The sequence below is a fragment of the Erwinia sp. TECH1 genome (assembly GCF_054057575.1).
On the sequence record NZ_JBSRZK010000001.1, the window covers coordinates 4,442,535 to 4,467,126 of the forward strand.

Consider the following 24,592-nt stretch of genomic DNA (forward strand, 5'->3'; position numbering starts at 1 on the left):
ACAAATTCAGACTGGCCCTCAGGCCAGAACAGCGCGGCTGACATACACTGGATAGACAGCTTAGGGAGGTATTCGATGAAATGGTTACTCGTGTGTGCCGCGCTGCTGCCGTTAAGCGGCATGGCCAATATGCTAAATAATAATCAGCCTAACCAGCCGGGCTATAACCCCAGTTCGCAGCGGATGCAGCAGCAGATGCAGACGCAGCAGGTTCAGCAACAGCGGAAACTGCAGCAGGATCAGCAGCAGCAAAGCCAGCAGCTACAGCGAAAGGTGCAGGATCAGCGTAACAGCGCTTCCCAGCGCGTGTTGCAGACGCAGCCCGGCAGCACTACTCAGCCGTCGGTTCAGCAGAATACAAATTAAGGTCAGGCCAACAGCCGGATTGCCCCAGTTGGACGATCCGGCGATATCAATCACCGCCCGGTAGCATTACTCAGCCGTTGGTGCAGCAGAATAGGGATTAAGATGGGACTGTAGCCGAATCGCGTCGGTTCGACGATTCGGTGCTATCAATCGCAGCCCGGCAGCACCACTCAGCCAGAATACACATTAAGGTCAGGCCAGCAGCCGGCGCGCGTTCAGTAAGGCGCTAGCTGTATCAGCGTCTTCAAGTGAAATCTGCGCCTATCAGGTCAATGCGGTCGGTACAGATGGCGTCAACGCCCCAGTCCAGCAGCTCTTTTGCCCTTTCGGGTTGATTAACCGTATAAACCAGAATCCGCAGCTCCGCCGCTTTGAGTGCCGCCACTCTCTCCCGATCCAGCACCTTATGATTGAAATGTACCGAGACGCAATCCAGCCGCTGCGTCAGCTGCTGCCAGTCGTCATGCCATTCGTGCAGCAGCAACCCGCGCGGCAGCTCCGGCGCGGCCTGCATGGCGGCTTCCAGCGCTTCAAAAGAGAACGAGGAGAGCAGCGGCGCGGTCTGCCGATGCCACAGCTCGCGCGCGGCCAGCGCCACCACGCGTCCGGTTTCCGCTTCCAGACCGGTTGTGGGCTTGATTTCAATATTTGCCATCATGCCGTAAGAAGCGCAGCGCTGCGCCACCTGAGACAGCAGCGGCAGACGCTCGCCGGTGAAATCTTTGCCAAACCAGCCGCCCGCATCCAGCTGGATCAGCTTTTCCCATGGCAGCTGTCCGGCGATGCCCCAGCCGTTGCTGGTTCTGTCGAGCGTGTCGTCATGCAGCAAAAAAATTTCGCCGTCCAGCGAGAGCTTGACGTCGAACTCAATCATCTTGTGCCCCAGCCGCGCGCCGGTATCAATACCGGCGAGGGTGTTTTCCGGGGCCAGCTTGCCGCCGCCGCGATGCGCGACGATGGTCGGGTAAGGCCAGGCTTTAGCAGTCATTCGAGCCGTTGTCCGTTGTCAGTATCAAAGAAGTGTAGCGAATCAGCCGGCAGCTGTAGCCACAGCAGGCTGCCGATGGCCGGGCGCTCGATGTGCGGCAGCCGCACCACCATATTGTGGCCGCCCCAGCGCCCGTGCGCCAGGTTGTCCGCGCCCAGCATTTCCAGCGTATCCACCGTCAGCGCCAGCCCGCTTTGCCGATCGGCCAGTTTAATATGCTCTGGGCGGATCCCCAACGTCAATCGGCGTCCGGCCCACTGCGGCCTGGCCTGAGGCAGCGTCACGGCGCTGTCGCCCAGCAGCAGCCGCGTGCCGGTCGGATCGATCTCGCCTTCCAGCAGGTTCATCGCAGGCGCGCCAATAAAGCTGGCAACGAAGCGCGTGGCCGGACGCTCATAAATCTCTACCGGCGTGCCCAGCTGCTCCAGCACGCCTTTGTTCATCACCATCACCCGCTGCGCCAGCGTCATCGCCTCCACCTGATCGTGCGTCACGTACAGGCTGGTAGTCTGCAGGCGACGATGCAGCTGCTGTAGCTCCAGCCGCATCTGCACCCGCAGCCGCGCGTCCAGATTCGATAACGGCTCATCAAACAGGAAAACCGCCGGTTCGCGAACGATAGCGCGACCCATCGCCACCCGCTGCCGCTGACCGCCGGAAAGCTCGCGCGGACGACGGTGCAGCAGCGCTTCCAGCTCCAGGCTTTTCGCCGTTTCCAGCACGCGCTGGCGGATATGCGCTTTGCCCATGCCGCGAATTTTCAGCCCCCATGCCATGTTTTCTTCCACGCTCATATGGGGATAAAGCGCATAGTTCTGGAAAACCATCGCGATGCCGCGATCTTTCGGCTCCCGCTCGGTGACGCGTTCGCTGTCGATATAGATATCGCCGCTGCTGACCCTTTCCAGCCCGGCGACCATGCGCAACAGCGTCGATTTACCGCAGCCGGAAGGGCCAACCATCACCATAAACTCACCGTCGCGAATATCGACGTCAAGCGGCTGAATAATCTGGTTTTTACCGTCGTACGTTTTGGTAACGGCCTGAAATTTTACCCCTGCCATGCTATTTCTCGCTCTCTACCAGCCCGCGAACGAAAGCGCGCTGCATCACTAAAACAATCACTACCGGCGGGATCATGGTCAGCAGCATTGCGGCCATCACCAGATTCCACTGCGTGGGCGTGCCGTCGCCGGTGCCGATCATGCTGCGAATGCCCGCCACGGCGGTGCCCAAATCAACATCATTAATAATCAGCAGCGGCCAGAGATACTGGTTCCAGCCATAGATAAAGGTGATAACAAACAGCGCGGCCAGATTGGTTTTCGACAGCGGCAGCACAATGTCCCAAAAGAAGCGCATTGGCCCGGCGCCGTCGATGCGCGCCGCTTCGACCAGCTCGTCAGGCAGCGTCATAAAAAACTGGCGAAACAGGAAGGTGGCGGTGGCGGAGGCCATCAGCGGCAGCGTCAGCCCGCTATAGCTATCCAGCATCTTCAGGTCTGCAATCACTTCTACCGTCGGGAAAATGCGCACCTCGACCGGCAGCATCAGCGTGATAAAAATCATCCAGAAAAACAGGCCGCGCAGCGGAAAGCGAAACCAGACCAGCGCAAAAGCGGAGAGGATAGAAACCGAAATCTTCCCTGTGGTTATCGCCAGCGCCATCAGCGTGCTGTTAAACAGCATCCTGCCGAAAGGCGCGCTGTTCTGTCCCACGCCGTGCTGCCAGATAAAGCTCACGTTGTGCCACAGCGAACGGCCGGGGATCAGCGACATCGGTACCCGGAACACCTCGCTGTCGTTCAGCGTAGCGGCCACAAAAGCGACATAGAGCGGAAACAGCACGGTAAGCGCGCCCAGACCCAGCATGATCTGACTGAAAAGGGCCAGCCCGCGTCGATTTTCAATCATTGGTAGCGCACCTTTTTCTCAACAAAACGGAACTGGATCACCGTCAGCCCGATGACCAACACCATCAGCACCACCGACTGTGCGGAAGAAGAAGAGAGATCCAGACCGGCAAAGCCTTCGCGATAGATTTTGTAGATAAGCGTGGTGGTGGACTGCACCGGCCCGCCGCCCGTGGCGGCATCGATCACCGGGAAAGTGTCAAAGAAGGCGTATACCAGATTGACCACCACCAGAAAGAAGCCCACCGGCGTAATCAGCGGCAGCGAGAGGTAAAAAAAACGGCGTATCGGGCCTGCGCCGTCGATAGCCGCCGCTTCGATCAGCGATTTGGGAATGGACTGAAGCGCCGCAAAAAAGAACAGGAAGTTATAGCTCATTTGCTGCCAGACGGAAGCCAGCACGACCAGCGTCATCGCCTGGCCGCTGTTTTGCGCATGGTTCCAGCTATAGCCCAGCTGCGCCAGAAAATGCGTAATCAGGCCCTGCCCCGGACTGAACAGGAACATCCACAGCACCGCCGCTACCGCAGGCGCTACTGCATAAGGCAGCAGAAACAGCGTCTGGTAAAAGCGCTTCAGGCGCAGGACATGATCGGTCAGCGCGGCAAAAAACAGCGAAACGATCAGGCCGATGACCGTAACCAGGCCGCTAAAAATCAGCGTGGTTTTAAAGGAATCGAGATAGTACTCATCGTCCAGCAGCCTGGTGAAATTTTCCATGCCGACAAACGTGCTGGAAAGACCAAAAGGATCGACGCGCTGCACCGAATACCATAAGGCTTCACCAGCGGGCCACAGGAAAAAAATCAGCGTAATCAACAGCTGCGGCAACATTAATAAATAAGGCAGCCAGCGTGAACGAAAAACAGGGCGTGAAGAGGACATATAAAGCTCGATAACGGTGCGGCGCGAGGGTTTTAGCGAGGCGCTGCCGTACGCTGTATAGCACGGCAGCGCTACAGATTATGGCTTAACGGTTTGCTCAAAGCGCCTGAGCAGGAGATTGCCACGCTTCACTGCGTTATCCAGCGCGGCCTGCGGCGTTTTTTTGCCGGTCCAGACGCCTTCCAGCTCCTCATCCACGATAGTGCGGATCTGCGGCATATTGCCCAGCCGCATCCCTTTAGTGAACGGCAGCGGCGGCTTGTTCAGCATCTGACGCGTAGCGATATCGGCGCCCGGATTTTTCTCGTAGAAGCCCTGCTGACGGGTCAGCTCGTAGGCCGCCGTGGTGATCGGCAGATAGCCTGTTTTCTGGTGCCATTCGGCGGCGATTTCCGGCTGTGTCAGGAACTGCATAAACGATGCCACGCCTTTATAGGTCGCTTCATCTTTCCCTTTCATTACCCACAGGCTGGCGCCACCGATAATGGCGTTTTGTGGGGCGTTCGGCACCGTCTCGTCGTACGGCATCATGCCGACACCATAGTTAAATTTGGCATAGTGACGGATATCGGCCAGCGAGCCGGAGGATGCCGTGGTGATACCGCAGTCGCCGTTATAGAACTTGGCGGTGGATTCGTCTTTACGGCCAAAATAGGTAAAGTCGCCTTTTTTATTCATCTCTGCGAGCTGCTGAATATGGCGTACCTGGGTCGACTTATTAAATTCCAGCTCTGCATCGGTGCCGTCAAAGCCATTGTTTTTTGTAGCGACCGGCAGGCCGTGCCAGGCGCTGAAGTTCTCGATCTGGATCCAGCCCTGCCAGCCGCTGGCATAGCCGCAGCTCATGCCTGCTTTACGCAGCGCTTCGGCATCTTTAGCCAGCGCCTGCCAGGTTTTCGGCGGCTGCTCCGGATCCAGACCCGCTTTTTTAAAAGCGTCCTTGTTGTAATAAAGCACCGGCGTAGAACTGTTGAAAGGCTGGGAGATCAGATGGCCGGTTTTGGCATCGCTGTAATAGCCCGCTACCGTCGGCACAAACTGTTTTTCATCGAAGGCAATACCCGCGTTTTTAAAAACCTCGTACACCGGCACAATTGCCCGTGAAGCCATCATCGTGGCGGTGCCGACTTCATAAACCTGAAGAATGGCAGGTGCGCGGTCAGAACGCACGGCGGCGATCCCCGCAGCCAGGCTTTGCTCGTAGTTACCTTTATAGGTAGGCACTATTTTGTAATCAGGGTGCGATTGGTTAAAGCGCTGCGCCAGCGAATTGACCTCTACGCCCAGCTCGCCCTCCATCGAGTGCCAGAAAGGGATCTCGGTGACAGCCAGCGCCTGTGCGCTAAAGGCCAGCCCCAGTGCAATACATATGGTATGTCGGAAGAACAATGGCATGTCGGTTTCCTGTACCCGGTGTTGTTACGCGCAAAGCCGCGCCCTGTAACGCTTCGGCAGGTAAAATGACATGCAAAAATGACGGAAAGATAACAATGGCATGACAGCCGGATGACGGGCTGGTGACGGAGAGAAGACGGAGGTAGCGACGATAACGGCGATAACGGCGATAACGGCGATAACGGCGATAACGGCGATAACGGCGATAACAGGTTATCGTTACAAATACAGCTAAGCACAGCATGAAATTCTTCTGCGCGGTTTGATTGAGGAAGTATCAAATATTCATCTCGCCTTCCTCGCTAAAAATTTTGTTAAAACCCTCACGACCATTTTTTTTGTAAATGGTTAAAACCCATTTACTCAGGTCTGACTGATTGTTTAATCTTGTCTCTGGGCGATATATTTCATACTTATAGTTTCCTCGATAAAAATTATATCCTCTTAGATTACGCCCGAATCCTGTTGTAATATTCTCCCCAAAGACGCTATACTTTTCCTTTTTCCCCTTATCAACTATTTCAGCTTTAACTTTTTTGCAATCAGTCAAAACCTGGCAGTCACTATCGTTGATATATATATTATAAGCACCTCCGATAAAGTTCACCTGTTCAAACTCAACCTGCGCGTTTACAGTGCAAGGAAAGGTATAAAACAGTGCCAACAGAATTATAAAAATCAACTTTATTTTCATTTTCTATTTTCCAATAAATATTTTATCCTTTGCCGATTTTCATCATCTTTTTTTAGTCGGGAGTGCGTTTTTATCAGCCTGACAACATCATTCTTGTCATTATTTGAAAAAAATCTGACCATGTCAGTACGAAGCACGCCCTGGTACTTCATATCAATAAAAACATCTTTAATTCTTTGGTCTAAATCCAATCATGAGATCGAGGCAGGCTTGCGGTACTTATTATAAAATCTTTTTGCATCAATGATATATTCATCATAGACTGCTTCAAACAGCATCAGCTGCTGTAATTCGGTTATCTCACCAATTTAATTTTTATGCTGTCTGACAAATTTTTCAGCCTCACAAAATTTAAGCCGGCTACCTGTAGAAATTTTTTCTGCTTTTTTCGCCTCTACCCCGGCCTTTATCAGATAACCACAGGATTCGGCTTTGGTTCTGCTGCCCATATCGAATCCGCGTCCAATCGTCACGCCCGACGCATCCCCCTGACAAGCTGAGGCATTGCCAGGCCAGTGAATAATCCAGGAATAATAACGACTTCCTCTGAAAGCCTTCCGCACGAAAAGTAAGTAGCCCCTCCTTTGGTCCGACATAGCCTCTCCTTATGCTTATTCGTCATTCAAATCTGAACAAAAATCATACGCCTGCTTCGTGCATATCCGCAATAAATTTTCGATCAGTTCAGTATTAAGAGTCGTTAGTTATATTCATCACCATTCCAGAAAAATGATTGATATCACTTGGGTTTTAAGGATTTTACCAGATTTAATATAAGAAATTTGCGTTGTTTGTTATCCATAAATTGCCTGCCTTTGTAGTTAATAAGAGAATAGAAAAGCAGGGTATTACACAAATCTAATTACACCCTATAATAATTATCGACCAATCGTATTCGACAATTTTTCGTGATGAACCTGACCGTTCACAAACATCCCTGAAATGAAACCTGTGATTTATTGAAAGTCATATTTTTTATAAAAATTTATGCGTTGTTCATAAAATCTTATCATGCACTGACTATAAATCGTATGCCATGCTGGCGAATCTATTATAACCTGATCGGCCCAGGCCTGACATTCACTTTGCATATATTTATCAAAATAGCCTTTAGCTTTTTTGGTTTTCTGAAGAAACCCATTGTAATTCAAAAAATTACTTTTATTTTTTATTATTTCATTAATAAACGTTTGGTAAGTGCGATTGTAATCCGCATTACGCTTTAACTCCAGCGCCGTAAAACAGCCCGCTATAGCGCTAACAGGGCCTTCATTAAGGCAGAATGCTATGGTACTCTCTTCTACTGTAGACGCCTGAGAAAATAGGGGCAGTGGCACAATACTCATCATAATAACAATCATCAATTTTATTTTTTTATAAAGCATTTCTTAACGTCTCCCTTCTTCTTATATATCTGTCCTTGCCATATAAATCCCCAATCGATTCAATTAATTTTAAAGCACTGCCAATATCGTTACGCTTAAAAGAGGATACATAACCAATTGTCATTGCCCCCTGATAGCGCATATCAATAAATACCTCTTTTAAAACCGGATGTAGCTCCCGCCAGGCTACCGCATTAGCGCCCTTATATTTATTATAAAAACGCTTAGCTTTATTAGTATATTCAGGGTAAACAGCTTCAAACAGCATCAGCTGCTGTAATTCGGTTATCTCACCAATTTCATTTTTATGCTGTCTGACAAATTTTTCAGCCTCACAAAATTTAAGCCGGCTACCTGTAGAAATTTTTTCTGCTTTTTTCGCCTCTACCCCGGCCTTTATCAGATAACTATAGGATTCGGCTTTGGTTCTGCTGCCCATATCGAATCCGCGTCCAATCGTCACGCCCGACGCATCCCCCTGACAAGCTGAGGCATTGCCAGGCCAGTGAATAACTCTGGAATAATAACGACTTCCTCTGAAATTATTGCCTTCCGCACGAAAAGTAAGTAGCCCTTCCTTTGGTTCCGACATAGCCTCTCCTTGTGCTTGTTTTCCATTCACTACTGCACAAAAATCATACTCCTACTACGTAGCTATCTGCAATATTTTAAGGCGGCATTTTCTAAGGTTACGCAGCGTTGGCTTGAAAAATAAATACAGAAAACTTCAGAAAGAGAATAAGCGGGAGAACATTTTAATAACGTGGAAAATAAGCAGACTATTAATTAAAAAGTACCGGAAATAATAAAGGGGCCGGTAAACCAGCCCCGTAATCTCAGCCGCCCAGATAGGCGCTGCGTACCGCTTCGTTAGCCAATAGCGCCTCGCCGCTGTCGCTCAGCACCACGTGGCCGTTCTCCAGCACGTAACCGCGATCGGCCAGTTTCAGCGCCTGATTGGCGTTTTGTTCCACCAGGAAGATGGTCATTCCCTCCTGACGTAGCTGCTCGATGGTGTCGAAGATCTGCTGAATAATGATCGGCGCCAGCCCCAGCGACGGCTCGTCCAGCAGCAGCAGGCGCGGCTGGCTCATCAGCGCGCGGCCAATCGCCAGCATCTGCTGTTCGCCACCGGACATGGTGCCCGCACGCTGCACGCGGCGTTCATAAAGTCGCGGAAAAAGCTCGTAGACGCGCCTGATACGTGACTGATACTGCTGACGATCGGCAAAAAAACCACCCATCGCCAGGTTCTCATCTACCGTCATGCGGGAAAAGACCCGGCGGCCTTCCGGCACGATGGCTATCGCCTCGCGCATAATGCGCGCCGTTTGCCAGTCGGTAATATCCTTGCCGTCAAAAACCACCCGTCCCTGAGTCGCACGCGGTTCTCCGCAGAGCGTACCCAGAATGGTGGTTTTCCCCGCGCCGTTAGCCCCAATCAACGTAACGATTTCGCCCTGATTGATATGCAGACTGACGCTGTGCAATGCCTGGATTTTTCCATAGTGCGCGCTGACGTTTTCCAGAGAAAGCATAGCCATTTTATGCTTCTCCCAGATAAGCGCGGATCACGTCCGGGTTGTTGCGGATCTCTTCCGGCGTGCCGTTTGCCAGCGGCGTGCCCTGATTGACCACATAGATGCGATCGGAAATGCCCATGACCAGTTTCATATCGTGTTCAATCAACAGTACCGACACCTTGTGTTCGTTGCGCAGCTCGGCGATCAGCTCGTCCAGCTCCAGCGTCTCTTTGGGGTTCAGGCCCGCCGCCGGTTCATCCAGCATCAGGATTTGCGGGCGCGTAACCATACAGCGGGCGATTTCCAGGCGACGCTGCTGACCGTAGGCCAGATTGCCCGCCTGACGGTTAGCGAGCGTCAGTAATCCTACGCGATCCAGCCAGCTGGCCGCCCGGTCCAGCGCTTCGCTTTCCGCTTTACGGAAGCCCGGCGTTTTCAGCAGTCCGGCAAACACGCCGCTTTTCAGATGCTGATGCTGCGCTACCAGCAGGTTTTCAATCACCGTCATTTCACGGAACAGGCGAACGTGCTGGAAAGTGCGCACGATACCCATCCGCGCGATCTCCTGCCCCGCCAGGCCCGCCAGCTGGCGCTCGCCCAGCCTGATACTGCCGCCCGTCGGCCGGTAAAAACCGGTCAGGCAGTTAAATACCGTAGTCTTACCCGCGCCGTTGGGGCCAATCAGCGAGACGATCTCCTGCTCTCGCAGCTCCAGCTCGACGTTGTTGACCGCGAGCAGGCCGCCAAAGCGCATCATCAGGCCGTTTACGGCCAATAAAGGCTTCATGGCTGCTCTCCTTTTTGTCACGCTTTTTAACTTCAGGTGCGGACGCTGCATCGGCAGCAGGCCCTGCGGTCGCCAGATCATCATCAGCACCATCAGGCCGCCCAGCACCAGCATGCTGTATTCATTCAGATCGCGCATCAGCTCGCGTGAAACCACCAGCAGCACGGCAGCGAGGATCACGGCGAACTGCGACCCCATGCCGCCTAACACCACGATAGCCAGCACAAAGGCCGATTCGGCGAAGGTAAAAGACTCCGGGCTGACAAAGCCCTGCCGCGCAGCGAACAGACTCCCCGCGAAACCAGCAAAAGCGGCGCTGATGGTAAAGGCGGTGAGCTTGATGCGCGTCGGGCTGAGGCCCAGCGAACGACAGGCGATTTCATCCTCGCGCAGCGCTTCCCAGGCGCGACCCAGCGGCATTCTCAGCAGCCGGTTGATCACAAACAGCGTCAGCACAACCAGCAGCAGCGCCACCATATAGAGAAAGATAATGCGGTCGCTGGGATCGTATTTCAGGTTAAAGAAATGGTGGAAGGTGTCCCAGCCGCCGTCGCGCACGCTGCGGTTAAACTCCAGACCGAAAAACGACGGTTTCGGGATCTGGCTGATGCCGTTTGGCCCACCGGTGATCTCGGTGTTGTTCAGCAGCAGAATACGGACGATTTCGCCAAAGCCCAGCGTGACTATCGCCAGGTAATCACCGCGCAGGCGCAGTACCGGAAAACCCAGCAGCAGGCCGAACAGCGCGGCCACGATGCCCGCCAGCGGCAAACATTCCCAGAAGCCCAGGCCGAAGTAGTGATTAAGCAGCGCAAAGGTGTAGGCGCCGATGGCGTAAAAGCCGCCGTAGCCCAGCACCAGCAGGCCGGAAAGCCCGACCACCACGTTCAGTCCCAGGCCCAGCATTACATAAATCAGGGTCAGCGTGGCGATATCGACCGTGCCGCGAGACACCATAAAAGGCCAGGCCGCAGCGGCGACGATCAGCAGCAGCAAAAAGAGTTTCTGCTTTGGGGTGGAGCCGTCAATGCCCGGCAGCACCAGCGAAGGCGCGGAAATTTTCTTTAGCCCGCGCTGAAAAACCGGCCGCAGCAGCTGAAAGAAAAAGACCACGGCGCAGCCGAGGGCGATCCAGTTCCAGCGCACGCTGCCGGCGTTGTTAACCACCAGATGCGTGCCGTCCAGGCTAAGGCGCATCCCCATAAAGAAGGCGGCCAGCACCACCAGCATCAGCGCGGAAACAGAGGCGTTAAGCAGGTTTTTCATACCTTTTCTACCTCCGGACGGCCCAGAATGCCGGTTGGCATTACCAGCAGCACAACGATCAGCAGCGCAAAAGAAACCACGTCTTTATATTCAGTGCTGAGGTAGGCGGAGGTCAGCGCTTCGGCAATGCCCAGGATCAGGCCGCCCAGCATCGCGCCGGGAATGCTGCCTATGCCGCCCAGCACGGCCGCGGTGAACGCTTTCATCCCGGCCATAAAGCCGATGTAAGGATTGATGACGCCGTAGAACTGGCCCAGCAGAACGCCCGCTACCGCCGCCATTGCCGCGCCGATCACAAAGGTCAGCGAGATCACGCGATCCGTGTTAATACCCAGCAGGCTGGCCATTTTCAGATCTTCGGCGCAGGCGCGGCAGGCGCGACCCATGCGCGAGTAGCGGATAAACAGCGTAAGGGCCAGCATCGCGACAAAGGTCACCACCCAAATCACTACCTGCATAGTGGAGATGGTGGCGGCAAAACCGTTACTGACGCCCAGCGTCCACTGCCCGCTGACCAAGCCCGGCAGGGCCAGATCGCGCGAGCCCTGAGTCAGGCTGACGTAGTTTTGCAGAAAAATAGACATACCGATGGCGGATATCAACGCGATCAGCCGCTTGGAGGAACGCACGGGCTTATAGGCCACGCGTTCGATGCTCCAGCCATAGGCGCTGGCGATAACGATAGCCACCAGAAAACCGGCGCCGATCAACAGCCAGCTGGCATCAATGCCCATCATCATCAGCGCGGCAATGACGATAAAAGAGACGTAGCTGCCGATCATATACACTTCGCCGTGAGCGAAGTTGATCATGCCGATGATGCCGTACACCATGGTGTAGCCGATGGCGATCAGCGCATAGGTGCTGCCCAACGTGACGCCGTTGAACATCTGCTGCAGGAAATAGAGAAACTGCTCGGACATAAAGAATACCTTACTGCTATCCGCCCAGGCGGAAAGAGAGATGCTTTAACAACACGGGCGGAAAGCAGTCCGTTATCGGGGCCGATCCGGCACCCCGATATTTCCACCCCTTCAAACCTTGGTAAGCAATGATGCGGGCAGCCCGTGAAGCATCGCGCTACGGACGTCAGCGTATGACGTCCGCTATTATTATTTTACCGCGGTAGAAGAGCCGTCGGCATGCCAGGTGAAGATGCCGAACTCAAAGCCTTTCAGATCGCCTTTGGCGTCCCAGCTTAAGTCACCCATTACCGTTGGCACCGGCGCGCCCTCTTTCAGGTTTTTAGCAATCTCTTCCGGCTCGGCGCTTTTGCTGCGCTCCATGCCGGTGGTTAAAGCCTGTAGCGCGGCATAGGTCGTCCAGACAAACGGGCCGGTTGGATCAAGCTTTTTCGCTTTCAGCGCATCGACAACGGGTTGGTTAGTCGGCACCTGATCGTAACGTTTCGGCAGCGTAACCAGCATGCCTTCGGAAGCCGCGCCGGCGATATTAGAGAGCGAAGCGTTGCCTACGCCTTCTGGCCCCATAAAACGGGTTTGCAGCCCGGCCGCGCGTGACTGGCGCAGGATCTGCCCCATTTCCGGGTAGTAGCCGCCAAAATAGACAAAATCGACGTTCTCTTTTTTCAGGCGCGCCACCAGCGTGGAGAAGTCTTTATCGCCTGCGGTCACGCCTTCAAACATCACCACGTTGCCACCCGATTTTTTCAGGCTCGCCTGCACGGAGCGCGCCAGCCCTTCGCCGTACTGCTGTTTATCGTGGATCACGGCGATACGCTGCGGTTTGATTTGTTCAAGAATATATTTCGCCGCGGTCGGGCCCTGATCGGAGTCCAGGCCCGTGGTGCGCATAATCATTTTATAGCCACGGGTCGTCAGGTCGGCGTTGGTGGCCGCCGGAGTAATCATCAGTACGCCTTCGTCTTCATAGATATCGGAAGCGGGCTGGGTGGAAGAAGAGCAAAGGTGGCCGATAACGTAGCGAATACCGTCGTTGATAACTTTGTTAGCGACCGCAACCGCCTGTTTGGGATCGCAGGCGTCGTCATACTGCACGCCGACCAGTTTATTGCCGTTGACGCCGCCTTTGGCATTGATATCGGCAATAGCCTGTTTCGCGCCGGTGAACTCCATATCGCCATATTGCGCGACCGGGCCAGACATAGCGCCAACGATGGCTACTTTAATGTCTTCTGCGGCGGCGGCATGACTGAGCGCCAACGCCATGCAGCCTGCTAAAAACGCGCTACCTTTCATTTTCATCCTGACTACCCCATCTTGTGTTTGCTGGTTTTTTATACTGCTCCCGTCGATAAACGCCATAAGAAGAACAGGTTAACGCGGGATACAGCCATTTTTATTAATAAGACTATAAATTTCAGGTTATTAAACAGGAATTTTCTTCTGTAAATCAACTGACTTCATGTGATATTACCGCCAGCTTTAGCATAAATGACTGGTACAAATGCGGGCTGTTTGGGCATTCAGCCAGCGGGTTATTCTGCATTCATCGCATTAACTCAGCGTTTATCTTTAACTTTAAACGCCACCCTGACAGATTGCTTTGTTTTTATACAAAAAAAGTTACGCGCCTCTTCACGTCCGTTTTCGCTACAATCTGCCTCTCACGTCGGCACGGTAACTTTTTATGAAACTGACTATTCTCAGGCTGCAACGCTTAAGCGCTCAGGATCTTGTGGATCTGAGCAAAATCTGGCCGCAAGACGATCCGGCAGATCTGGAAAACAGGCTGGACGATCGTCATCGGCTCTATGCGGCAAAGTTCAACGATCGGCTACTGGCGGCGGTGAAAGTGACGCTGAATGAAGCGCAGGGCGAGCTGAAGGATTTTATGGTGCGGGAAGTCACCAGAAGGCGCGGCGTCGGCAGCTATCTGCTGGAAGAAGTGCTGGCGCAAAACGCGGCCGTAACACGCTGGAGGATGGCGAAGACGGGTGACGAAGGGCTTTCGACTTTTATGCGCAAGCAAGGATTTATCGCCGACGCAGACGGCTGGGTTTGGCAGCGGGCTTAGGCAGCAAGAGCCGCTTCAGGTATAAGGCCTCGGGCTGTAAAGTCCGGGTCAGGATTCAGGCCTCGGGCTGTAAAGTCCGGGCCTGGGGTCAGGATTCAGGCCCGGGATTAGGATTCAGGCTTTGGGCTTTGGGCTTTGGGCTTTGGGGTTCGAACCTGAGGTCTGGCACGTCGGGCCTGGCGTTTCAGCATAAAAAAGCTTAGCAGCGTGCGGAGCCTGAAAACAAAAAAGGCGACCCGAAGGCCGCCTTTTTTACCGCTGCGAATTACGCTTCAATCGCGACGCGCAGTTTTTTCATCGCGTTCTTTTCAAGCTGACGGACGCGCTCGGCGGAAACGCCGTATTTGTCGGCCAGTTCCTGCAGCGTGGTTTTGTTGTCATCGTCCAGCCAGCGGGCACGGATAATGTCCTGGCTGCGCTCGTCCAGGCCCTGCATGGCGTCGCTCAGCTTATCTGCGGCGTGGTTATCCCAGTTGTCTTCTTCAATGCCGTCGGCAAAGTCAGAAGATTTGTCCTGCAGATAAAGCATTGGTGCCATTGAGCGACCTTCGCCTTCGTCTTCCGGCGTCGGATCAAAGGTCATATCCTGGGCCGCCATGCGCGACTCCATTTCGAGCACGTCTTTGCTGGTTACGCCCAGCTCGCGCGCCACCATTTCAACTTCATCCTGATTAAACCAGCCCAGACGCTGCTTGGCTTTACGCAGGTTGAAGAACAGCTTGCGCTGCGCTTTGGTGGTAGCGACCTTAACGATGCGCCAGTTACGCAAAACGTATTCGTGGATTTCGGCTTTGATCCAGTGCACGGCAAAGGAGACCAGGCGCACGCCCACTTCCGGATTAAAGCGGCGTACCGCTTTCATCAGGCCGATGTTACCTTCCTGGATCAGATCCGCCTGCGGCAGACCGTAGCCGGAATAGTTACGAGCGACATGAACAACAAAGCGCAGGTGGGACAGGATCAGCTTCTTGGCTGCTTCCAGATCGCCCTGGTAATGCAGCCGTTCAGCCAGCGCTTTTTCCTCTTCTGCCGTCAGCACAGGCCAGGCATTAGCCGCCCGGATATAGGAATCCAGGTTGCCTAAAGGAGCAATAGCTAAAGTTTGCATTTCTTTGGTCATTCAAACCCTCTCTGTATTAAGCAATATTGCCGCACTTTCCCTGAGCGGTTCACAAGACTACGTGAACGATAACGAGAAAGGAGAGCAATCTGTGCTACTTCGACTACAAAGTTATCCACAAGTTCACTATCAGCTGTGCGTAATATACACACATTTCTCGGGAAGGGGAGCAGGCCGGAAAGATTTTTACGAGGAGGACTTCCTCTGCGGCACGATGCTCATGCAACAGAGGAATAGTATACCAAAAAAAATGAGAAGAGGTTACTGCGGCGTAAATCGACGTAAATGTTGCACCGTCGCCAGCCAGGCGGCAACCCAGCCGATCATGGCCGAAATCAGCAGCAGCAGCAGGCTTTCATCCCAGGCCAGCCCGTGCAGGCTAAAGGTGGTGCCGAACACGGCGGCAACCTGGGTGACCACCGATTCCAGGCGGAAAACCAGGATTTCGGACAGCGCCAGCGACAGCAGCGCGCCGCAGAAGCCCAGCAGCGCGCCGCCATACAGAAACGGTCGCAGAATAAAGCCGTCGGTCGCGCCGATCAGCTTCTGCACGTTAATCGTGTCGCGACGAGCAAAAATACTGAGCCGCACGCTGTTGCCGATCACCAGGAAGACCGCCACGATCATCAGGATGCCGATCATGGTCGCTACCTGGCCGACCAAACCTGCCAGCGCCGCCAGCCGGGCAAACCAGCTGTCGTCCATTTTTACTTCATCCACGCCCTGCACTTTCGCCACGCGGGAGCTGAGGTTCTTCATGGTGTCTGAGTTTTGAAAATTGATTTGCGGCGTGATGATGGCTACGGCCGGCAGCGGATTCTGCTCCAGCATATCCATCGCGCCGCCAAAACCGGACCAGTTGCGGAACTCGCCCATCGCTTCTTCGCGCGACAGGTAGTTAACCTTATCCACACCCTCTTCTTTTTTCAGCTGGGCCACAACGTTCTCCGCCGCGTCGTCATCCAGCGTTTTGCTCAGATACACCGTCAGCTGCGGCGCGGGATACCACTGCTGCGCTGCGCTGCTGACGTTTTTCCACACCATAAAGCACACGCTTGGCAAGGTCAGAGAGATGGCGATCACCATCACCGTCAATAGCGTCGCCAGCGGCTGACGCCACATGTCGGACAGGGTGCCGCGCAGCGCATAGCGCCACTGCTCCTGCCAGCCGCCCTTCAGCGCTTTGCTTTTGGAAGGCTGCTTCGCCGCTTTTGGCGCGGCCGGACGCGGGTTACGCTTATTCGCCATAGTTGCCTCCGTGCAGACGCCCCTGATTCAGCGTCATCAGACGATAGTTGCGGCGGGCGATCAGCGCCCGGTCGTGAGTAGCCATCAGCACGGTCACGCCCACGCGGTTGAACTCTTCAAACAGGCGCAGAATATCTTCGGACAGGGCTTCATCCAGGTTGCCGGTTGGTTCATCCGCCAGCAGCACCGCAGGCTTGTTAACCACCGCGCGAGCGATGCCAACACGCTGCTGTTCGCCGCCCGACAGCTGAATAGGATAACTTTTCGCTTTGTCCAGCAGACCGACTTTATCCAGCGCGGCAGACACGCGACGGCGAATATCTTCCCCGCTTGCGCCCGCGATAATCAGCGGAATAGCCACGTTGTCATAGACGGACCTGTCCATCAGCAGATGGTGATCCTGGAAAATCATGCCGATCTGGCGGCGTAAAAAAGGCACTTCCCGGCTTTTCAGGCGGCTGATGTCGTGCCCACTGAACCAGATATGGCCGGCGCTGGGGCGCTCGATGCCGCAGATCAGTTTCAGCAGGGTGCTTTTCCCCGCCCCGGAATGCCCGGTCAGAAACGCCATTTCTCCCGGTTGCAGATGAAAATCCACTCCCTGTAGCGCTTGCCGACCGCCGAGATAAGCCTTACTGACTTCTTCAAAGCGAATCATCCTAACTAGTCCTCTCGGGCAAATAGTGCCTCTATAAAATCGTCTGCCTTGAACGAGCGTAAATCTTCAATGCCTTCGCCGACGCCGATGTAGCGAATAGGAATACCGAACTGATCGGCCACCGAGAAGATCACGCCGCCTTTGGCGGTGCCGTCCAGCTTGGTCAGCGTGATGCCCGTCAGGCCCACCGCCTCATGGAACAGCTTAGTCTGGCTGATGGCGTTCTGGCGCGGTGCTGGCGTCAATGGTCAGCATGACCTCGTGCGGCGCCTGCTCGTCCAGTTTTTTCATCACGCGCGTGATTTTCTTCAGCTCTTCCATCAGGTGCGATTTATTCTGCAAACGGCCTGCCGTATCGGCAATCAGGACGTCGACGTTGCGCGCTTTCGCCGCCTGAATCGCATCGAAAATGACCGAGGCGGAATCCGCGCCGGTATGCTGGGCGACAACAGGAATGTTGTTACGCTGCCCCCAGACCTGGAGCTGTTCGACCGCTGCCGCGCGGAAGGTGTCGCCCGCCGCCAGCATGACCGATTTGCCTTCCGCCTGATACTGGCGCGCCAGCTTGCCGATGGTGGTGGTTTTACCCACGCCGTTGACGCCGACCATCAGGATAACGAACGGCGTTTTGCCGGTGACGTCCAGCGGCGCCTCGACTTTCGCCAGAATGTCGGCCATTTCCTGCTTCAGCAGCCCGTATAGCGCTTCGGCGTCGCGCAGCTGTTTGCGGCTTGCCTGAGCGGTCAGGTTGGTAATGATGCGGCGCGTGGTCTCGACGCCTACGTCGGCGATCAGCAGCTGCTCTTCCAACTCTTCAAACAGCTCATCATCGATTTTTTTACCGCGGAACAGGCTGACGAAGCCGGAACCTAAATTCTGTCGCGTTTTAACCAGGCTGCGCTTCAGGCGGGCGAAGAAGCCTTCTTTGGTCGGGCGCGCCTGCTCTTCCGCAGCCTGCTCCTGCTCTTCAGCGGCGTTAGCCTGCTCAACTTTAACCAGCGCGGCAGCGACGGATTCTTCTTCCTCAATGACCTTCAGCTCAGCTTCTGAGGCACCGGCAGAGAGCGCGGCGGCTTCCAGTTCTTCCGGCGTGATGTCATCGGCCTGTTCGGCGGCGATCGCAGCTTCTTCCGGTTCCGGCGCGTTAGCAACAATCTCTTCAGGCAGAGGTTCCGGCTCCGCCTGTACGGCCGCCGTCTCTTCCGGCAGCCATTCTTCTTCTGGTTCCGCCTTAGCGACCGCAAGCTCTTCCGGCAACGGCTCTTCTTCCGGTTCCGGCCTGGCGGCTACGCTCGCTTCCGGCAGCCACTCTTCTTCTGGCTCCGCCTTAGCGACCGCAAGCTCTTCCGGCAACGGCTCCTCTTTCGGCTCCGTCCTGGCGGCAGGTTTAGCGGCTGCGCGCGCTTCCGGCTCTGTTCTGGCCTGTTCGTTCGGGTCTCGTACTGCCTGCTCGCGAGCGACGGTTTCCGTCACTTCTACAACGGCTTCGGCGCGCTGCTCCACGTCAGGGGGCGTGGCGGCATCTGCGGTTTCGCTCTGCTGCTGTTCTGACGTTTGGACCTCTTCCTCAGGCGCTTTTTCTTCGCGTCCTAATCCCAGCCAGGAAAAAAAGCCACGTTTTTTATTTTTTGCCATGGTGCAACCACACTCCTCGCGGGGAAAAAAACCGTCAGGTCTCTGAAAATAATCTTAATCCCCTAGTCTAACACTTTCCTGCTGACGCAACACAGCACCCTTTTTACGTTTCCTCTGCCCGGTAAGCCCGTTAAACTGTGCAACAAATTATGAAGAGTTAAGTCAGATGAATAAAAAACCTCGCGGCGGCAGCGCCGGACAGATCCGCATCATTGGCGGCCAGTGGCGCGGCAGAAAGCTGCCGGTGCCCGACAGTGCCGGACTGCGCCCTACCACCGATCGCGTGCGTGAGACGCTGTTTAACTGGCTGGCGCCCGATATTCAGGGCGCGCGTTGTCTGGACTGCTTTGCCGGCAGCGGCGCGCTGGGGCTGGAAGCGCTGTCGCGCCATGCGGCCTCGGCTACGCTGCTGGAGCTGGAGCGCCCGGTCGCGCAGCAGCTGGAGAAAAACCTGGCCACGCTGGGCGCGGCAAACGGCCGCGTGATTAATACCAATACGCTACAGTTTCTGGCGAAGCCTGGCGAACCTCACCAGATGGCCTTTATCGATCCGCCGTTCCGCAAAGGGCTGCTGGAAGAAACGCTGACGCTGCTGGAAAGCCAAGGCTGGCTGGCGGAAGAAGCCTTAATCTATGTAGAAAGCGAAGTGGAAAGCGGCGTGCCGCCCGTGCCGGTAAACTGGCAGCTGTACCGCGAGAAGGTCGCCGGCCAGGTTGCCTGTCGTCTTTATGTTCGTCGTTCCCCTGAGAAGAGAGAAAGCCATGCTGATTAATCTGGGCAGAGCGCTGATGGTATGCGTATGGGCCTTTTTGCTGCTCAACCTGATCCATCCTTACCCCGCGCCGCTAAAATATTTTATTAACGTCGCGCTGTTCTTTATGGTGATTATGCACGGCTTACAGCTGGTGCTGATGCGCGCCACGCAGGCTAAAGAGGCGCCAAAACTGAGCGGCGCGCTTCAGGCTAAGATCTTCTTTTTTGGCGTGTTTGAACTGCTGGCCTGGCAGAAAAAGCAGTTTCCCAAACAGTAGGCGGCCGGGTCGTCTTTCCGGCCATGCCGTCAGCGCGGCCGGAAGGCGATAAATCGCGTGCCCTGTACCTGTAGTTCGCCCTTTTCTCCCCGTGCCAGCTGGTGATAGTCGCTGGCTTTCAGTACCAGCTTAAAATCTCCCGCGCCGTTCAGCGGATGGAACCACGCTTCGTATCGCATTGTTTCGACCGGAATATTTTCACGCTGGCGCGAGCGTAGGGCAGAGGTGGAGACTTCCCGTTTGTCTTTGATTTCGACCGGCAGGCTGCGTACGGGCGAAGCATCGTTGACCGCCACTTCCTGTCGCTGTTTGATAAATTGCCGGGTTGCCAGCACGGCGATAATGGCCAGCGTAATAAAAAAAATCAGGGGTGGCTTCACGACTTTTCCTCTTTTTTGCAGCGTAAACAGAAAGAATACAACCAGAGACCTCTCATTGTCACATCGTTGGCCCCTGTCCTAAACTAAAACCAGAACTGTGGAATTTAGCATCTAAAAACAAAGGGACACATTATGATCTGGTCGTTTCTGGCAGTGCTTTTTTCCGGCTGGCTGTACGTTGACGCTACTTACCGTGGCCCGCAATGGCAGCGCTGGGTCTTTAAACCGGTCACGCTTTTACTGCTGCTCGCCTGGGCCTGGCAAGCGCCAGCGTTAAGCGCCACGGATTATCTCATTCTGTTTGGTCTGCTGGCGACGCTGGTCGGCGATGCGCTGATGCTGCTGCCCGAACGGCGGATGCTCTACGCTATCGGCGCATTTTTCCTCTCGCATCTGCTTTATACCATCTGCTTCGCCAGCCATATGACGCTGACGTTCTTCTGGCCGATCCCATTGACCGTATTGGTTATCGGCGCGCTGCTGATTGCGGCTATCTGGACAAAGCTGGAGGATCTGCGCTGGCCGGTTTGCACCTTTATCGGCATGACGCTGCTGATGGTCTGGCTGACCACCGAGCAATACGTTTTCCGGCCGACGGACTACGGTTTCTCATTAATGGTCGGAACGTCGCTGCTGCTGCTCGCCAATATCGTTTGGCTGGTTAGCCACTATCGTCGCCGCTTTGCCGCCGACAGTGCCATCACGGCCGCCTGTTATTTCGCGGGTCACTTTATGATCGTCCGCTCGCTCTATCTCTGATTTATGCCTTGACTCTGGAGTCAGCTCCAGAGTGTAAGATAAGCCTGGCGGGGAAGCAGCCCGTCAGGCTTATCTGGAGGCGTCATGCAACAACACCCATCTTCTCCCTGCCTTTGCGGGCAGCGCCACGCGGCCGGACAGCAAGGTTGCAGCAGGCCGCGTCCCGAACTGGGGAAAATCACCTCTTTTCACATCCAGTGCGCCACCGCCAGCGATCCGCTGCCTGAGAAAGAAGAAAGCATCGGCGCGGACTACAGCTGGCAAATCGGCGGCATGGACTGTCCGGGCTGCGCCAGGAAAATCGAAAACGCTGTAGGCCAGCTGCAAGGCGTCACTCAGGCTCGCGTCCTGTTCGCTACGGAAAAGCTGGTGGTAAGCGCCGATAAAGATGTGCAGCAGCAGGTTGAGCAGGCGGTTGCCAGAGCCGGGTTTACCCTGCGCTCTGCCACGCAGCCAGCGGCAAAGTCAGCCGGGTTCTGGCGGGAAAACGGCATGCTGCTGCTGCTCGGCGGGCTTCTGCTCGCCAGCTGGCTGCTACAGACGATCGATCCGCAGGCCGGGAAAGTCGCGTTTATCGTCACCACGCTGGCGGGCTGCTGGCCCGTTGCCCGTACCGCCCTGCGCCTGATGCGCAGCGGGACGCCTTTTGCCATTGAAACGTTAATGACCGTAGCCGCGCTTGGCGCGCTTTTTATCGGTGCGACCGCAGAGGCGGCCATGGTGCTGCTGCTGTTTATGCTTGGGGAACGTCTGGAGGCTTTTGCAGCAGGGCGCGCGCGCCGTGGCGTAACGGCGCTGATGGCGTTAAAACCCGAGCAGGCGTTGCGCATCCGGAACGAGGTGCGTGAAACCGTGGCCGTGAGCGCGCTACGGCCTGGCGATCTTATTGAGGTTGCCGCAGGCGGGCGCCTGCCTGCCGACGCCAGCCTGGTCACATCCTTCGCCAGCTTTGATGAAAGCGCGCTGACTGGCGAATCCATGCCGGTAGAGCGGCAGGCAGGCGAAGCCGTGGCGGCAGGCAGCCTGAGCGTCGATAGCCTGGTGAGGCTGAAAGTCACGTCAAAACCTGGCCAGAGCGCTATCGACCGTATCCTGCATTTGATTGAAGAAGCAGACGCTAACCGCGCGCCGGTCGAACGTTTTCTCGATCGGTTCAGCCGCATTTACACGCCGCTGGTGATGGCTGTCGCGCTGCTGGTGGCAACCGTGCCGCCGCTGTTCTTTGCCGGCGACTGGACGTCATGGATTTATAAAGGGCTGACTTTGCTGCTGATCGGCTGCCCCTGCGCGCTGGTGATCTCTACGCCAGCGGCGATCACCTCCGGCCTGGCCGCTGCGGCCCGCCATGGCGTACTGATTAAGGGCGGCGCGGCGCTGGAAAGCCTCAACGGCGTGCGCACGCTGGCGTTCGACAAAACCGGCACGCTGACCGAAGGCAAACCCCGTATTGAGAGCATTCAGGCCTTTGCTGCCCTCAGCGAAGCGGAACTGCTGACTAAAGCCGCTGCCGTTGAGCAGGGTTCTTCTCATCCGCTGGCCAGGGCGATTGTGCGGCTGGCAGAGCAGCGCCAGCTTGTTATACCTGCCGCTACGGCGCAGCGGGCGGTGGCAGGAAGCGGTATAGAAGCAACAGTGAGCGGTCACAAACTTTTAATCTGCGCGCCCGCTGGACTAAGGCTGACAGCAGAACAGCTGAGGATTGTGGCGGAGCTGGAGTCGGCGGGAAATACGGTGGTCATTATCGTACAGGATGCTATGCCGATCGGGCTTATCGCACTGCGCGATACGCTACGTGCGGACGCTGTTGCCGCGCTGAGCGAACTTCATGCTTTAAACATAGAAACGGTCATGCTGACCGGCGACAACCCGCGCGCGGCGGCCGCTATCGCCAACGAGCTTGCCATCAGCTATCGCGCGGGCCTGCTGCCTGCGGACAAAGTAGCGGCCATTCATGAGCTAAACCAACGGCGCGCCGTAGCGATGGTCGGCGACGGCATCAACGATGCGCCTGCAATGAAAGCGGCAACGGTGGGCATTGCGATGGGCGGCGGCAGCGACGTCGCGCTGGAAACCGCCGACGCGGCGCTGACGCATAACCGGCTGGCGGGCCTGGCGACGATGATCCGCCTGGCACGCGCCACCCATGCCAATATCCGGCAGAATATTGCGCTGGCGCTCGGGCTGAAGGGGGTATTTCTGGTCACCACGCTGCTGGGCATTACCGGGCTGTGGCTGGCCGTGCTGGCGGACTCCGGCGCCACCGCGTTGGTCACGGCGAACGCGCTACGATTGCTGAGTAAGCGCTAACTTTACAACCTGCCCGTGGTGATACGGGCAGGACGCGGCGCTACAACCCCTTTTTTAACAGATAGCGATAGGGTAATTCCTCGGTTGCCTGTGCCAGCAGCGTATGTTCCATAAAGCGGCAGAAACCGGGGATATCGCGCGTGGTGGCCGGATCGTCGGCGATAACCAGCAGCGTTTCGCCCTCCTGCATATGGCGTACGGCTTTACGCACCATCATCACCGGCTCAGGACAGCGCAGGCCCAAAGCATCCAGGGTTTGGTCGGGATTTGCGAACGGTTCGCTCATAACATTCTCAATCAGACAGGAAATGCCCCTATTTTACCCCCGACGTCGGTATGTGCAAGCCAGGCTATGAACGACAACGTTTGCGCTAAAATTAACCATTGCATTAGCAGGCTGATTCGGTAAGATGCCGCGCAATCGCTCAGGCGAGACAATTTTTTGGGTTCCCTCACCCCATAGTTAAAAAAGGCTACATCGATGATCTCTTTCTCTTCTCGTCAGCGTACACATGCGCTGATCTGGCTATCGCTGTTCCATCTGCTGGTTATTACCTCCAGTAATTATCTGGTGCAGCTGCCCATTTCGATTTTTGGTTTCCATACCACCTGGGGCGCGTTCAGCTTTCCCTTTATCTTTCTGGCTACCGATTTAACGGTACGAATTTTCGGCGCGCCGCTGGCCCGACGAATTATTCTTGCGGTGATGATCCCGGCGCTGTTTATCTCCTATAGCATTTCTGCGCTGTTCTATCAGGGCGAATGGCAGGGACTGGGCGCGTTGGCAAGCGTTAACCTGTTTGTCGCTCGTATCGCCTGCGCCAGCTTTATGGCCTATGCGCTGGGACAAATCCTCGACGTGCACGTTTTTAACCGCTTGCGCAAGCTGCCGCAATGGTGGGTAGCCCCCGCCTCCGCTATGTTCCTGGGCAATATCAGCGACACGCTGGCGTTCTTTTTTATCGCTTTCTACAAAAGCCCCGATCCGTTTATGGCACAGAACTGGGTGGAAATTGCGCTGGTGGACTACAGCTTTAAGGTGCTTATCTGCATGATTTTCTTCCTGCCGGCCTATGGCGTGCTGTTAAACGCCACGCTGAAGCGGATAACGGAAAAATCCTCTGGCGCTCAGGTCAACTTCGGCTAGTCTGTCACTCTGTGGCGTCGCGCCCGGCCATGCATTTTGGCGGGCAGCGCGCCACGGCAGGTTGCTTTTAGCCGCTGATTACTATTGTATAAGTTGCTGAACAGCGCG

General features: G+C 55.5%; 25 protein-coding genes and 2 pseudogenes. 7 read left to right on the plus strand and 20 right to left on the minus strand.

Annotation, left to right across the window (positions count from 1 at the left end; all coding sequences use genetic code 11):
• The first annotated feature begins 75 nt into the window (after positions 1-75).
• The gene (locus tag ACVWZ0_RS20910) at positions 76-366 is read left to right on the plus strand and encodes a DUF2756 domain-containing protein (protein ID WP_253457530.1); all 291 of its coding nucleotides are present in this window, start codon (positions 76-78) and stop codon (positions 364-366) included.
• Between the two features lie 244 nt (positions 367-610).
• Here the strand turns inward: ACVWZ0_RS20910 and ugpQ are convergent, their stop codons facing one another.
• From ugpQ to ACVWZ0_RS20980, 14 genes and pseudogenes are all read right to left on the minus strand, one after another.
• Positions 611-1,354 carry a glycerophosphodiester phosphodiesterase gene (gene ugpQ, locus ACVWZ0_RS20915; protein ID WP_253457528.1) on the minus strand — a complete coding sequence of 248 codons (744 nt, stop codon included), beginning with the start codon at positions 1,352-1,354 and terminating at the stop codon, positions 611-613.
• A complete protein-coding gene (locus ACVWZ0_RS20920; RefSeq protein ID WP_253457525.1) occupies positions 1,351-2,418 on the minus strand; it encodes a sn-glycerol-3-phosphate import ATP-binding protein UgpC in 1,068 nt (355 codons plus the stop codon). The genes ugpQ and ACVWZ0_RS20920 overlap by 4 nt, the downstream gene beginning before the upstream one ends.
• A 1-nt stretch (position 2,419) precedes the next feature.
• Positions 2,420-3,268: a sn-glycerol-3-phosphate ABC transporter permease UgpE gene (ugpE, locus tag ACVWZ0_RS20925; protein WP_253457522.1), complete on the minus strand. Its 849-nt coding sequence runs from the start codon at positions 3,266-3,268 to the stop codon at positions 2,420-2,422.
• Positions 3,265-4,152 (minus strand): sn-glycerol-3-phosphate ABC transporter permease UgpA, encoded by an 888-nt coding sequence (gene ugpA / locus ACVWZ0_RS20930; RefSeq protein ID WP_253457520.1) that lies wholly within the window; start codon positions 4,150-4,152, stop codon positions 3,265-3,267. Before ugpA ends, ugpE begins: the two co-directional genes overlap by 4 nt.
• A 78-nt stretch (positions 4,153-4,230) precedes the next feature.
• A complete protein-coding gene (gene ugpB / locus ACVWZ0_RS20935; protein WP_253457517.1) occupies positions 4,231-5,547 on the minus strand; it encodes a sn-glycerol-3-phosphate ABC transporter substrate-binding protein UgpB in 1,317 nt (438 codons plus the stop codon).
• A gap of 277 nt (positions 5,548-5,824) precedes the next feature.
• Positions 5,825-6,241, minus strand: coding sequence for a hypothetical protein (locus ACVWZ0_RS20940; RefSeq protein WP_253457514.1), 417 nt, complete (start codon positions 6,239-6,241; stop codon positions 5,825-5,827).
• Between the two features lie 308 nt (positions 6,242-6,549).
• Positions 6,550-6,837 (minus strand): lysozyme family protein, encoded by a 288-nt coding sequence (locus ACVWZ0_RS20945; protein ID WP_253457511.1) that lies wholly within the window; start codon positions 6,835-6,837, stop codon positions 6,550-6,552.
• Between the two features lie 360 nt (positions 6,838-7,197).
• Positions 7,198-7,626 (minus strand): hypothetical protein, encoded by a 429-nt coding sequence (locus tag ACVWZ0_RS20950; protein ID WP_253457508.1) that lies wholly within the window; start codon positions 7,624-7,626, stop codon positions 7,198-7,200.
• On the minus strand, positions 7,616-8,218 hold the full coding sequence (locus ACVWZ0_RS20955; protein ID WP_253457505.1) for a lysozyme family protein: 603 nt from the start codon (positions 8,216-8,218) through the stop codon (positions 7,616-7,618). The genes ACVWZ0_RS20950 and ACVWZ0_RS20955 overlap by 11 nt, the downstream gene beginning before the upstream one ends.
• Before the next feature lie 244 nt (positions 8,219-8,462).
• Complete coding sequence (livF, locus tag ACVWZ0_RS20960; RefSeq protein ID WP_253457502.1) at positions 8,463-9,170, minus strand: high-affinity branched-chain amino acid ABC transporter ATP-binding protein LivF; 708 nt, start codon at positions 9,168-9,170, stop codon at positions 8,463-8,465.
• A gap of 1 nt (position 9,171) precedes the next feature.
• Positions 9,172-9,936, minus strand: a complete 765-nt coding sequence (gene livG, locus ACVWZ0_RS20965; protein ID WP_253457500.1) for a high-affinity branched-chain amino acid ABC transporter ATP-binding protein LivG — start codon at positions 9,934-9,936, stop codon at positions 9,172-9,174.
• Positions 9,933-11,202, minus strand: a pseudogene (locus ACVWZ0_RS20970) (high-affinity branched-chain amino acid ABC transporter permease LivM). Before ACVWZ0_RS20970 ends, livG begins: the two are co-directional and overlap by 4 nt.
• On the minus strand, positions 11,199-12,125 hold the full coding sequence (gene livH, locus ACVWZ0_RS20975; protein ID WP_125289933.1) for a high-affinity branched-chain amino acid ABC transporter permease LivH: 927 nt from the start codon (positions 12,123-12,125) through the stop codon (positions 11,199-11,201). Before livH ends, ACVWZ0_RS20970 begins: the two are co-directional and overlap by 4 nt.
• A 189-nt stretch (positions 12,126-12,314) precedes the next feature.
• Positions 12,315-13,427 carry a branched-chain amino acid ABC transporter substrate-binding protein gene (locus tag ACVWZ0_RS20980; RefSeq protein WP_253457494.1) on the minus strand — a complete coding sequence of 371 codons (1,113 nt, stop codon included), beginning with the start codon at positions 13,425-13,427 and terminating at the stop codon, positions 12,315-12,317.
• Positions 13,428-13,812: 385 nt separating this feature from the next.
• On the opposite strand from ACVWZ0_RS20980, the gene panM reads away from it, so the two are divergent.
• The gene (gene panM / locus ACVWZ0_RS20985; RefSeq protein ID WP_253457491.1) at positions 13,813-14,199 is read left to right on the plus strand and encodes an aspartate 1-decarboxylase autocleavage activator PanM; all 387 of its coding nucleotides are present in this window, start codon (positions 13,813-13,815) and stop codon (positions 14,197-14,199) included.
• Positions 14,200-14,464: 265 nt separating this feature from the next.
• Here the strand turns inward: panM and rpoH are convergent, their stop codons facing one another.
• The 4 genes and pseudogenes from rpoH to ftsY all read right to left on the minus strand — a co-directional run bounded on the left by rpoH (position 14,465) and on the right by ftsY (position 18,728).
• Entirely contained in the window at positions 14,465-15,319 is an 855-nt protein-coding gene (gene rpoH, locus ACVWZ0_RS20990) for an RNA polymerase sigma factor RpoH (RefSeq protein ID WP_125289936.1), read from the minus strand.
• A 261-nt stretch (positions 15,320-15,580) separates the two neighbouring features.
• The gene (gene ftsX / locus ACVWZ0_RS20995) at positions 15,581-16,567 is read right to left on the minus strand and encodes a permease-like cell division protein FtsX (protein ID WP_253457488.1); all 987 of its coding nucleotides are present in this window, start codon (positions 16,565-16,567) and stop codon (positions 15,581-15,583) included.
• A complete protein-coding gene (ftsE, locus tag ACVWZ0_RS21000; RefSeq protein ID WP_125289938.1) occupies positions 16,557-17,225 on the minus strand; it encodes a cell division ATP-binding protein FtsE in 669 nt (222 codons plus the stop codon). The genes ftsX and ftsE overlap by 11 nt, the downstream gene beginning before the upstream one ends.
• 5 nt (positions 17,226-17,230) lie before the next feature.
• Positions 17,231-18,728: pseudogene (ftsY, locus tag ACVWZ0_RS21005) on the minus strand (signal recognition particle-docking protein FtsY).
• 298 nt (positions 18,729-19,026) lie between these two features.
• On the opposite strand from ftsY, the gene rsmD reads away from it, so the two are divergent.
• Both rsmD and ACVWZ0_RS21015 read left to right on the plus strand, forming a co-directional pair.
• Positions 19,027-19,632, plus strand: coding sequence for a 16S rRNA (guanine(966)-N(2))-methyltransferase (rsmD, locus tag ACVWZ0_RS21010; protein ID WP_253457481.1), 606 nt, complete (start codon positions 19,027-19,029; stop codon positions 19,630-19,632).
• The gene (locus ACVWZ0_RS21015; RefSeq protein ID WP_253457478.1) at positions 19,622-19,891 is read left to right on the plus strand and encodes a DUF1145 family protein; all 270 of its coding nucleotides are present in this window, start codon (positions 19,622-19,624) and stop codon (positions 19,889-19,891) included. Before rsmD ends, ACVWZ0_RS21015 begins: the two co-directional genes overlap by 11 nt.
• A 29-nt stretch (positions 19,892-19,920) precedes the next feature.
• Here ACVWZ0_RS21015 and ACVWZ0_RS21020 read toward each other — a convergent pair whose 3' ends face one another.
• On the minus strand, positions 19,921-20,271 hold the full coding sequence (locus tag ACVWZ0_RS21020; RefSeq protein ID WP_253457475.1) for a DUF2500 domain-containing protein: 351 nt from the start codon (positions 20,269-20,271) through the stop codon (positions 19,921-19,923).
• A gap of 132 nt (positions 20,272-20,403) precedes the next feature.
• Between ACVWZ0_RS21020 and ACVWZ0_RS21025 the strand changes: the two genes are divergently transcribed.
• Both ACVWZ0_RS21025 and ACVWZ0_RS21030 read left to right on the plus strand, forming a co-directional pair.
• The gene (locus ACVWZ0_RS21025; RefSeq protein WP_253457472.1) at positions 20,404-21,030 is read left to right on the plus strand and encodes a lysoplasmalogenase; all 627 of its coding nucleotides are present in this window, start codon (positions 20,404-20,406) and stop codon (positions 21,028-21,030) included.
• 84 nt (positions 21,031-21,114) lie between these two features.
• Entirely contained in the window at positions 21,115-23,337 is a 2,223-nt protein-coding gene (locus ACVWZ0_RS21030) for a zinc/cadmium/mercury/lead-transporting ATPase (protein WP_253457469.1), read from the plus strand.
• Positions 23,338-23,377: 40 nt separating this feature from the next.
• Here the strand turns inward: ACVWZ0_RS21030 and tusA are convergent, their stop codons facing one another.
• Positions 23,378-23,623: a sulfurtransferase TusA gene (gene tusA, locus ACVWZ0_RS21035; protein ID WP_253457466.1), complete on the minus strand. Its 246-nt coding sequence runs from the start codon at positions 23,621-23,623 to the stop codon at positions 23,378-23,380.
• A gap of 195 nt (positions 23,624-23,818) precedes the next feature.
• On the opposite strand from tusA, the gene ACVWZ0_RS21040 reads away from it, so the two are divergent.
• Positions 23,819-24,484, plus strand: a complete 666-nt coding sequence (locus ACVWZ0_RS21040) for a 7-cyano-7-deazaguanine/7-aminomethyl-7-deazaguanine transporter (RefSeq protein WP_253457463.1) — start codon at positions 23,819-23,821, stop codon at positions 24,482-24,484.
• Positions 24,485-24,592: the final 108 nt, after the last annotated feature.